We start from the raw sequence: 10,369 nt of genomic DNA, 5'->3' as shown, positions 1-10,369 counted from the left end.
TCCGCCCTCCATGTCGATGATCCGACATATGCCGCGCTCTGCATGAGGGTCCGCAAAGGGCTGACAGCCGTCATTCGCTTGCTGCCGTTTTCAACACGAGCGCAAAATTCTGTGCTGCGGCTTTGGCCGCAAAATCAATCATGAATTACGGATACCCCTCATTCCGTGCCCCGCATCCGGATTGTCTCGAACAGCCGGCGCAGCACATAACTACGCGTCAAGGAGATGCCCACGAAGGCAAGGCCGATCGCCAGATGCTCGCCCAACGCGGCTTCGATGCCGAACCACGGGAACACAACAATCTGTGTGACGATCGCCAAAACGTAGCCGACGACGACGTTCGTCGCGGCCTCGACAAAAGACATGGCACGCGACTGAGTCATGGGCTCGCCTTTCGCGCCCCAGCGAGTTCATCAAACATCTGCCCACTGCTTTCCAGCACTGCCCTCTGCCCAGTAAATACCTGCCATCGCTCGACGGCAACGTCCACGTAGGCAGGGTTCAGTTCGATGCCGTAGCAGACCCGGCCCGTGCTCTCGGCCGCGATCAGCGTCGTGCCTGACCCCATGAAGGGCTCATAGACAGCCTGCCCTGGACTTGAGTTGTTCAACATCGGGCGGCGCATGCATTCCACCGGCTTCTGCGTACCGTGAACGGTGGTCGCGTCCTGGTCCTTACTGGTAATCTGCCAGAGCGTGGTTTGTTTCCGGTCGCCGGCCCAGTGGCCCTTGCCCTTGGCCCGCACCGCATACCAGCAGGGCTCGTGCTGCCAGTGATAATCGCCGCGGCTGAGCACCAGCCGCTCCTTGGCCCATGTGATCTGCGACCGGATATTGAAGCCGCAAGCCTCGAGGCTTTCGGCAACAGTCGCTGCATGCAGCGCGCCGTGCCAAACATAGGCAACATCACCCGGAAAGAGCGACCAGGCTTCTCGCCAATCGGCGCGGTCATCGTTCAGCACCTTGCCAGTGCGCTTGGTATTGGCAGCACCGGCCTGGTTGCGCCAACTCGGATCGTAATCAACTCCATAGGGTGGATCGCTTATGAGCAATTGGGGTTTCACCCCATTCAGAACCCGCTCAACGTCTGTGGCAACTGTACTGTCACCACAGAGCAGCCGATGCTTGCCCAGCACCCAGAGATCGCCCGGTCGGCTGACCGGATCTTCTGGCGGCTCAGGAACGTCATCTTCGGCCTCGGAGGAACCCGCCTCTGGCTCGCCGTCGCCCGCGAGCAACGCCTGAAGTTCGCCGTCGTCGAACCCGATCAGCGACAGGTCGTAATCCTCGGCCAATAGGTCTTGAAGCTCCGCCGACAGCAGCGCCTCATCCCAGGTTCCGAGTTCTGTCAGTTTGTTATCAGCCAAACGATAGGCCCGGCGCTGCGCCTCGGTCAGGTGACCCAGCACGATGACGGGTGCCTCGGCGAGCCCGAGCTGCGTTGCCGCCAGCACCCGGCCATGGCCCGCGATCAGCTCCCCGTCCTCGCCGACAAGGCACGGCACGGTCCAACCGAACTCGGCCATGCTGGCGGCGATCTTCGCGACCTGGTCTGCGCCGTGCATCTTCGCGTTCTTCGCGTAGGGCTGCAGGCGCGCAAGCGGCCAGTTCTCGATCCGCTCCGGGGCGAAGGCGAGGGTCATGACGATGATCCTATCTTAAGAAAGAGCCAAACATCACGAAAGCGTGATAAGCTTGTGCATCGACCCGGCTGTCCAATGCCGGATCGATGGGAGGGCATCCAGCACACATCCGCAATCAGGCGGGAGTTGGATCATGGCGCTCTTTGCTGAGCGGGTTCGGTGGCACATCTGGGAGGAGGTGTCGCCGAACGGGGCTCCACAAGGTGGACTCCTAAAGTGGACCCCGGCATGGAATCCAACTGGAACCCGGAGTCCAGCAGGTAGCCACCTGTGGGGTCCAGCTATGTATTCGGTTTTGGGATGTTTTATGGCGCTCAGGGGTGGATTCCGACCGGGGTGGACTCCCAAAAAAATCGCCCTGACGCTAGCGAAGTCCTGGGCCTCGCGCCCCCGAATACAGTCACGAACAGGAGGGACCCGTTCAATTTCAATGGGTTACGTGTATCACAAAATCGACCAGAGACAGTTTTTCCGAACAGAGGCCACCGGTTGCTCTGCGAAAACCGTCTCTCGAACGGGGATACAGCACGCTATTCCGGTCAGGCGCCCTGCGTCTGACCGAAGATAGTGAGAGATCATGAAGTGGCGTATGCCGAGCGTTCGAACGCCTCATAGGTTTTCATCCAGCGCGGCTCCACGAACGGCAGCGACTGAGTCATGATCACCGCGGCAAGATCCGACGCGGGATCAAACCAGTAATGACTATTCAGCACGCCTGCCCAACTCTGCGATCCTGCGCGCCTCATCCCCGGAATATCCGCCTCGTTGCGCATGAACCCGAAGCTGTGGGTCTTGGTCGTACCCGGGAACGGATCGAAGTCGGCGGTGACCGGCGGGGCAACCGTGACCATCTTCTCAAAGGTCAACGGTCCCATATGGTTCTCGAGCATCCGCGCAACGCCCTGTTCGCTCAGAACCCGATGACCGTTAAGCGCGCCACGGTTCAAGAACATCCGCAGGAACTTCATGTAATCTTCAGGGGTCGAATACAGAGCGTGGCCCATGCCGTAGACTTCGGGATCCGAAGGGGGAGCAAGCTCAAAGTCGCCGAACTGTCCATCTTCGCCCCGCGCCTTTACCCCTGCAAGGCGGGGGGCCATGTGATCTCTTACCTCGACGTCCGTGTCCGACATTCCAAGCGGCTCGAAGAGGTTTTCCTTAAGGAACGCGTCGATCCGCTTGCCGCTGATCTTCTCGACCATCAATCCCAGCCAATCGATCGACGGCCCGTATCCCCAACGCGTCCCCGGATCGCTCATCATTGGATAAAACATCGATGCCTTGAGGCCAGACAGGATCGAAACTGTTCCAGTCTTTTCCATGTATTTCCCGGGACCAGCGTTCCAGAACTCGTACTCGAGCCCAGAAGTATGCGTAGCAAGATGCCTAGCTGTGGCTTTGGACTTTGGCGCGCGCAGCACAGGCGTGTCGCCGTCCCATCCGTCCAGCACCCTGATATCGGCGAATTCGGGCAAAACCTCTTCCACAGGCGTATCGAAGTCCAACTCTCCCCGATCTATCAGGATCATCGCTGCCGTTGATCCGACTGCCTTCGTCATCGAGAAAATACGGAAGACGGTATCCGTCGCGGCGGGGCGGTCAGGTGCCGCATCTCCTGATGCACCAGACCGCGTGATGCCCTGTGCATTGCCCGTCATACCGACGAGAAATGGGGCGTCTTCGGCTGAGACAGCCTCATCCAGAATTTTTTGCAGTGCCATTGTCTTTCATCCTCCACCAGTCATGCGACGAGAGTGGCAAGGTTCACCGGATACGGTCAAGATGAATATGGTCCGAAGAAACGACTAACGTATCCGTCCGGTCTGACTGCCCTGCCTGCCTGACGGAGTGGGTGATAGTGTCCACCATCGATAGTGGACATCTTGAGGTTGGTGATGGCGGGGAAGAAGGGTTTGAAGAAGCGGATCTGGTCGGATGACGAGAAGCGCACGATTTGCGCGCAGACGTTGACGCCGGGCGTCTCGGTTGCACAAGTTGCCCGCCGCTATTCGATGAACGCGAACCTGATTTTCAAATGGCTGAAGGATGCCCGGTTCGCGCCAGTGGAGGGTGGATCGTCGCCCGAGGAGAGTATCGCTCTTGAAGGTGTTTTCCTTCCGGTCGAGATAGAAACGTCCACCTTGAAAAGCCCCACCGTTCCCGCCCGAATAAGCGCCGTGGCGGCTGATCCTGGCCCTGTTGTCTTGGCGCAGCGCGTGGACATCGCGCTGTCGGACGGGCGCCGTATTCTGGTGGAAGGCCCGACTTCGCTGGCCTCGGTCGTAGGGTTGGTGCAGGGGCTGACGGCATGATCCCGGTTCTGAGCAACACGCGGGTGTGGCTGGCGGCTGGCGTCACGGATATGCGGCGCGGTTTCAACACGCTGGCTGCACAAACGGAGAAGCTGCTGGCCGAGGATCCGTATTCTGGCCACCTGTTCGTGTTCCGTGGCCGCCGAGGTGACCTGTTAAAAATAATTTGGTGGGACACGCAGGGCGCATGCCTGTTCATGAAGCGCCTGGAGAAGGGGCGGTTTGTCTGGCCTGCGGCCAAGGATGGAAAAATCTGTGTCACGGCGGCGCAATTGTCGATGCTTCTGGAAGGCATTGACTGGCGGATGCCTGCGCGGACATGGCGGCCATTGCAGGCTGGATAAGCCAATAAAATATGGGTTAATTGCGTATTTAACATTCCGTTCAGCGGACTGTTCGGGTATAAAATACTCATGCGCGCGACGTTCAAATCCCTGCCTGAAGACCCTACTGAGCTGCGCGCTGTCAGCAAGTTGATGGCGGCTGAAATCAAGGCGCAGGCCTATCAGATCGAGAAGCTGAAGAAGGAACTGGCGGGACATCGCAAGGCCCGTTTCGGCAGCAAATCCGAAGCCATGGATCAGCTGGCCTTCGACCTTCAGGAAGATACCGAAATTGCGGCGGCCTCTGAGGCACAAAAGACAGCCCCCGAAACTGATGCGGATCAAGAGGCTCCTGCCAAACGCACTCACAATCGCGCACCGCTGCCCGATCATCTTGAGCGTCAGGAAGAAATCCTGTTGCCGGGCGATAGCTGCAGCGATTGCGGTGGCGCGCTCAAGCCGCTTGGTGAAGACGTGACAGAAGAGCTGGAATACGTCCCCGGCCACTTCGTGGTAAAACGCATCGTGCGGCCTCGCATGACCTGCACCTTTTGCGAGGCCTTCGCTCAAGCCGAACTGCCCTCGCGCCCGATCACCCGCGGGCGTCCAGGCCCCGGTTTGTTGGCCCATGTTCTGGTCGGCAAGTATTGCGATCACCTTCCGCTCTATCGCCAGTCTGAAATCTATGCCCGTGACAAAGTCGACCTGCACCGCTCGACGCTGACCGATTGGGTCGGGCGATCAACAGCGCTTATGGAGCCGCTGGCAGCTTATATCGGCAAACTGGTTCGGGCTGGACCTGCGCTGTTCGCTGATGACACGCCCGTTAAGATGCAGGCCAAAGGCAAAGCGCAAACAGCGCGCCTGTGGAGCTACGTGCGCGATGAACGCCCATGGTGCGGGCAAACCCCGCCCTGCGTCTGGTATCAGTTCAGTGTGGACCGAAAAGGCGAACACCCCTCATCCCACCTCAAGGGATATAAAGGTGTGATCCACGCCGATGGCTTCACCGGGTTCAATGGATTGTTCGGGACAGACCGCGCCAGCGAGCAGGCCTGCATGGTGCATGTGCGCCGCAAGTTCGTCGATATCTATGAAAGCGAAGGGTCTGCCATCGCCGAGGAAGCGATCAAGCGCATCGCCACACTTTATGCCGTGGAAAAAGAGGCACGCTACAAACCCGCTGAAGAACGCATGGCACCTGCCTTGACCCAGCCAAACGCGGGCTTTGTCTGGTATTCGGGATGCACGGCATCGGCGAAGTATACGGCCTCATCGGCACCCAACCCGTTCAGCAGCCGCTCATACATGGCAATGAATTCGGCCTGCTTCTCGGTACTTGCGACACGCGGAAGCCCTTTCGGCTTTCGGTACTCGTAGCCCAGCCGTGCCAGGAGCTTGATGCAGCCCGAATGGGAGTAGTCCACGCCATGCTGCGCCGCGATATGCGCCCTGATCTCGACAGTCGATCGACAGAAGCGTTCGTCCAGCCAAGCGCAAAGTTCCATCTCTTGAACTGAGGTCATGCGGGCCTGGCCGCCCTTCCAGCCGTCGGTCGAAAGGGCGTCCCAGCCACCCTCCCGGTAGGTCTTGTACCAGCCCCGAATGGTATCATCGTCCAGGTAGATGGAGTGGTTGCCGCCCTCCCCAGACGGCATCGCAATGTGCCAAGGTCGTGGTGTTAACAGCCACACAACGAGGAGGACAGCGAGATGAAGGATACGATGATCGGGGTCGATCTGGCAAAGAATGTTTTCCAGGTCCACGGTGCCCTGCGGACCGGGGAGGTGCAGTTTCGTAAAAAGCTGACGCGTAAGCAGTTCCCTGTATTCATGGCCCAGCAGGAGCCTTGCACGGTCATTCTTGAGGCTTGCTGCGGCGCGCACTATTGGGCGCGCCAGATGGAAGCGCTTGGCCACGAGGTAAAACTGATCGCGCCACAATACACGCGCCCGTTCGTCAAGCGTCAGAAGAATGATGCTGCTGACGCAGAGGCAATCGTGATAGCGGCCCGCCAGCCCGAGATGCGCTTCGTGGCACCTAAGACTGTCGAGCAGCAGTCCCGCGCGGCGGTGTTTCGCGGCCGGGAGCGACTAGTCCATCAGCGCACCGCGGATGTGAACGCGTTGCGGGCGCTTCTGCATGAACATGGCCACGTGTTTCCAATCGGAACACGCTACCTCGATCGCATGAGGGCGCTCGTGGAGGATGAAGCTTCAGACTTGCCAGCGCTGATCCGGGAGGAATGCCAGGACATGCTGGTTCAGATTGCAGAGAAAACGGCGCGCATCACCGAACGCACCACGAAACTCAAGGTCCTGGCCGCCCGGTCGGACAGGGCACGTCGGCTTCAGACCATGCCGGGTGTCGGACCGCTGACGGCCGTCGCGGTGGAAGCGTTCGGGCCTGACATGGCGGCGTTCAAGACCGGGCGCGACTTCGCGGCTTGGCTGGGCCTGGTGCCCAGGCAGCATTCCTCTGGGGGTAAGGAACGTTTGGGGCGCATGACCAAGGCAGGTCAGGCCGATATCCGACGTCTCCTGATCGTTGGCGCGATGTCGCGACTGAACTGGCTTGGGCAGCGCACGATCACGGAGGGCAGCTGGCTGTCGCGCATGTTGGCGCGCAAACCCAAGATGCTGGTCGCGATCGCGCTGGCCAACAAAATGGCCCGCCAGATATGGGCGATGCTGACAAAGAACGAAGATTACAAGGATCCGGCGCTGGCAGGCGCGACATGATGCTCGTGTCATACTGCTAGCAACGGTGCCAAGGGGAGTGTGAGAAGGCGGCGACCTGAATGGGCAAAACGATCGAACAGATCCGGATCAGGAAAACCAGTGTTTCTCTACGAGCATAAAGCTCGGTAGGTAGATTTGGACCCGATCCGCTGATCATCATCCCGGCCCGCGGCTTCTGGAAATGCCGCACACCGAGGCCTGACAGAAGTTCGCACTCGATCACACGCCAATAGGGTCAAAAACTTCTTGCACTACGGGCGGCAACCACAGAAGAGAAACTCCGCGATGGCCTGACAGGACTTCCCATCATCAAGGAGCAAGATTGCATTGGCCCGCCGTGCAACGCCGTGGTCTTCGCGATGGCTGCGCACGCACGCAACAAGCTCACGCCGCTCTGAAGAGGTAAGAAAACCGGGACGGATCATGCCGTAACCTGAATCGCGACCTGCTTGCACGTCAACCCTTCAAATCTCGGGTCTTCAGTGACTCCGGGTATAATGTCCTGGCCTCGGACCAAGCGGCTTTGTGCAAGCGCATGGCCACGCGTGGACCTGATCGTTTCGCCGATGTGGATTGGATAAAAGGTTCTGAGTCCGAATTGCGTATCGGTGGGGCTGTGGCATGGATCTCATGTCACCTGGCTTCCGTGACAGCGGCGGGTGATCACGATTTTGTTTTGGGGCATGTCCGCGCTACAGCGCTGGTCCGCGATACTGCGCCATTGATCTTTCACCGCGGCGGATTCACTGAACCAAACTCATCAGTTGGCAATTGATAGCAGCAGGTCCGTCGGTTCGCCTGTCTCCAAATTGACACAAGAATCTTTCAGTTGACCGAATAATAGGCTCATGCAAGCCTCTTTCATGTGGTTCAGCCAACCCATTGGAGGAATGTTGGCATACTGAGACACATAGGAGGAGAACCAAATGACTGACCGTATGCGATTTGGTATTTTTCTTGCGCCTTTTCACAAGCCAGGAATAAATCCCACTCTTGCGCTCGAACAGGACCTTGAGCTGGTCCAGTGGCTTGACCGTTGTGACTATGACGAGGTCTGGTTTGGTGAGCATCACTCAGCAGGATCTGAGATTTCAGCCAGCCCGGAGTTGATGATTGCTACCGCTGCGCCGCGCACCCGGCGTATCAAACTGGGCACTGGCGTTGTGTCCGTAAGCTATCACAATCCCCTTTGGGTGGCCGAGCGTATCGTTCAACTTGACCACTTGACCCGTGGGCGTGTGATGCTGGGCGTGGGGCCGGGTTCGCTTCCGACAGACGCTGCAATGATCGGGTTGACGCAGGCTGATACGCGCGGGCTTCTGGCTGACGGTCTGGATATCCTGACGCGTTTGATCCGATCCGATGAGCCGGTGAATTTCGAGAACGACCGGTGGGTTTTGAAGGACGCGCGTTTACATCTGCGGCCCTATTCTAACTTCGACATTGCAACGGCGGCAGTCGCATCTCCAACCGGTCCGAAGCTTGCCGGTAGATATGGCACTGGCTTGATCTCGATCGGGGCCACGACTGCCGCAGGCTTTGATGCTCTAGCGCTCCACTGGGATGTAGTTGAGGCCGAGGCCAAGCATTACGGGCACCAAACAGACCGTTCGAAGTGGCGTCTTGTTGGCTTGTGCCATATCGCCGAAACTGCCGAACAGGCGCGTCGTGACGTGGAATACGGGATCGAACATTGGTTCCATTATTTCCAAGAGATCGCTGCATTCCCGCAGATGTCGATGCCCGGCGCCAACGCGCGCGAGATGATCGACTTCATTAACGATACCGGCTTCGGTGCAATCGGCACGCCTGAGATGTGCCGCGCACAGATCGATCGCCTGTGGAAGCAATCGAACGGTGGCTTTGGGGCCTATATGTTGCTGGCGCATAACTGGGCCAACTTCGAGGCCACAAAGAAGTCTTACGAACTGATCGCACGTGAGGTTTTCCCACATTTCCAAGGGCAGCACCGATCCACCATGGAAGCGGCAATACGGGCCCAGAAGATGCGCCCTGATTTGGCGGCGGTGCATTCGAAGGCGGTGGAAACCGCTCAGGAGCTTTATGCCACTGAAAAGGCAGCCCGCGAAACGGCATGACACGTCAGTTGCGGTGCGAACACTTAACGCGCCGCAACTCCACCTTCATGTCGTCTAACAGGGCGTTCCTCGATAAGCACAACTGGAGAAAAACTTGCGATTGATCATCGATACTGACACGGGGCTTGCCACCGTCGACGGACATGCTGATTTCAAGCGTTTGGATGCCGTACTTATCGGCCAGCATGACCTTCCTGAATATTTAGGCAAGCCGGATGCCGCAAATATCTGGATATATACAAGTCTTCTTGAAAATTTGCTGGACCTGAGGGAAGAGCATGATCGCAGCGCCTTTCTAGGTATGCTGGAGTATGCGCGCAGCAAACAGTGGCTGCAGGACAGCGAGAATGGCGAACAGGTCCGGGTCCATGTCAGCAAGCGGATTTCCACCTGAATGCGCCGGTGCGGCGTAAGCGCCACGGCGATCCTCTTCTGCCATGTCTGACTTGATCCAGCCATTTTGCGCGCATGGTCGTGACGGAGGGTGTGGATTTTGGCGTTGATCTTTCGCTCACACTTCAAGCCAACAGTTTTAACCACTCTCCCGGATAACCTCTTTCCAAGTGGGATGACCGCCGAAGAGCTCCTTCATTCGCTTTACCGATGCCCCACACTCGGCTTCCTCGATGATCCGAGTAACCGGCAGCACCGGGTCTCCGTCCAGCCAGGCCTCGGCGAGCATGGCGATAGCGATCTTTTGCTTGCCGCCCGTAAATTCGTGCCACCTGCCGTGTACGATCAGCACGCCGCCGTCGCCGGAAACCCAGACAGGCACCTTATGCGACGGGCCCTTCATGAGGCGTGCAGTTAGGAATTCCGGGGCGACTGCAAGACCATCTTCATGAGCGACCACGTCCGCCAGGGCGACGAACTCGTGGCCCCGTGTGAAGGCGAAGCGCTGCCGATCCGGTGGGTCGAGAACGAGAACCATTCGAAGTCCCTCGGCCGGCCGGCGCGCAACGAGCTGGCGGAAATCCTCGACCACCGCCGGCGTCGTCAGACCGCGAGCAACCCAGATCCCGACACGTGCCCTGCGCTTTGGCAGCCGCGCCGTTCCGAAATCCAGCACCGCACCGTCGAGGTAGGGCACCGGGTCTTTGGCAAGAGAGCAATCAAGCTGGACAACCACCCGCCGTGCTGTTGCAACTATATCCAGCGCATAGACCTGACGGCGTTTACACGCCTGTTCATCATGCCAGACCGCGTTGCCGAGATGTCCAGTTTGCTCCGTGATCGGGTGCGCGAAGACAGA

At 58.7% G+C, this 10,369-nt stretch carries 11 protein-coding genes and 1 pseudogene; 7 read left to right on the top strand and 5 right to left on the bottom strand.

Annotated elements, in window-relative coordinates; genetic code table 11:
- Window positions 1-158: 158 nt before the first annotated feature.
- The 3 genes from MCRY_RS21845 to MCRY_RS21835 all read right to left on the bottom strand — a co-directional run bounded on the left by MCRY_RS21845 (window position 159) and on the right by MCRY_RS21835 (window position 3,363).
- The gene (locus MCRY_RS21845; protein ID WP_085633823.1) at window positions 159-383 is read right to left on the bottom strand and encodes a DUF7220 family protein; all 225 of its coding nucleotides are present in this window, start codon (window positions 381-383) and stop codon (window positions 159-161) included.
- On the bottom strand, window positions 380-1,642 hold the full coding sequence (locus tag MCRY_RS21840) for a site-specific DNA-methyltransferase (protein ID WP_085633821.1): 1,263 nt from the start codon (window positions 1,640-1,642) through the stop codon (window positions 380-382). The genes MCRY_RS21845 and MCRY_RS21840 overlap by 4 nt, the downstream gene beginning before the upstream one ends.
- Window positions 1,643-2,217: 575 nt before the next feature.
- Window positions 2,218-3,363 (bottom strand): serine hydrolase domain-containing protein, encoded by a 1,146-nt coding sequence (locus MCRY_RS21835; protein ID WP_085633818.1) that lies wholly within the window; start codon window positions 3,361-3,363, stop codon window positions 2,218-2,220.
- Window positions 3,364-3,537: 174 nt separating this feature from the next.
- On the opposite strand from MCRY_RS21835, the gene tnpA reads away from it, so the two are divergent.
- The 3 genes and pseudogenes from tnpA to tnpC all read left to right on the top strand — a co-directional run.
- Window positions 3,538-3,954, top strand: a complete 417-nt coding sequence (gene tnpA, locus MCRY_RS21830; protein ID WP_085633825.1) for an IS66-like element accessory protein TnpA — start codon at window positions 3,538-3,540, stop codon at window positions 3,952-3,954.
- Window positions 3,951-4,298: an IS66 family insertion sequence element accessory protein TnpB gene (gene tnpB / locus MCRY_RS21825; RefSeq protein WP_085633816.1), complete on the top strand. Its 348-nt coding sequence runs from the start codon at window positions 3,951-3,953 to the stop codon at window positions 4,296-4,298. Before tnpA ends, tnpB begins: the two co-directional genes overlap by 4 nt.
- Before the next feature lie 69 nt (window positions 4,299-4,367).
- Window positions 4,368-5,477, top strand: a pseudogene (tnpC, locus tag MCRY_RS21820) (IS66 family transposase); the annotation flags it as partial.
- On the opposite strand, the gene MCRY_RS23695 reads toward tnpC, so the two are convergent.
- Window positions 5,450-5,785, bottom strand: a complete 336-nt coding sequence (locus MCRY_RS23695; RefSeq protein ID WP_425320147.1) for a winged helix-turn-helix domain-containing protein — start codon at window positions 5,783-5,785, stop codon at window positions 5,450-5,452. The pseudogene tnpC and the gene MCRY_RS23695 overlap by 28 nt on opposite strands.
- A gap of 204 nt (window positions 5,786-5,989) precedes the next feature.
- Here MCRY_RS23695 and MCRY_RS21810 point away from each other — a divergent pair, with 204 nt between their 5' ends.
- The 4 genes from MCRY_RS21810 (at window position 5,990) to MCRY_RS21795 (ending at window position 9,511) form a co-directional block, all read left to right on the top strand.
- Window positions 5,990-7,018 carry an IS110 family RNA-guided transposase gene (locus MCRY_RS21810; RefSeq protein WP_085633814.1) on the top strand — a complete coding sequence of 343 codons (1,029 nt, stop codon included), beginning with the start codon at window positions 5,990-5,992 and terminating at the stop codon, window positions 7,016-7,018.
- Between the two features lie 433 nt (window positions 7,019-7,451).
- On the top strand, window positions 7,452-7,793 hold the full coding sequence (locus tag MCRY_RS23690; RefSeq protein WP_425320146.1) for a flavin reductase family protein: 342 nt from the start codon (window positions 7,452-7,454) through the stop codon (window positions 7,791-7,793).
- Between the two features lie 151 nt (window positions 7,794-7,944).
- On the top strand, window positions 7,945-9,117 hold the full coding sequence (locus tag MCRY_RS21800) for an LLM class flavin-dependent oxidoreductase (RefSeq protein ID WP_085633811.1): 1,173 nt from the start codon (window positions 7,945-7,947) through the stop codon (window positions 9,115-9,117).
- A gap of 94 nt (window positions 9,118-9,211) precedes the next feature.
- The gene (locus MCRY_RS21795) at window positions 9,212-9,511 is read left to right on the top strand and encodes a hypothetical protein (protein WP_085633809.1); all 300 of its coding nucleotides are present in this window, start codon (window positions 9,212-9,214) and stop codon (window positions 9,509-9,511) included.
- Between the two features lie 138 nt (window positions 9,512-9,649).
- Here MCRY_RS21795 and MCRY_RS23050 read toward each other — a convergent pair.
- The coding region (locus tag MCRY_RS23050) for a hypothetical protein (RefSeq protein WP_217808262.1) at window positions 9,650-10,369 on the bottom strand (720 nt) is incomplete at its 5' end.

Origin of the sequence: Marivita cryptomonadis (assembly GCF_002115725.1) — a bacterium.
In the GTDB taxonomy this organism is placed as follows: Bacteria; Pseudomonadota; Alphaproteobacteria; order Rhodobacterales; family Rhodobacteraceae; genus Marivita; species Marivita cryptomonadis.
This window is presented reverse-complemented; position numbering and strand designations above follow the sequence as displayed.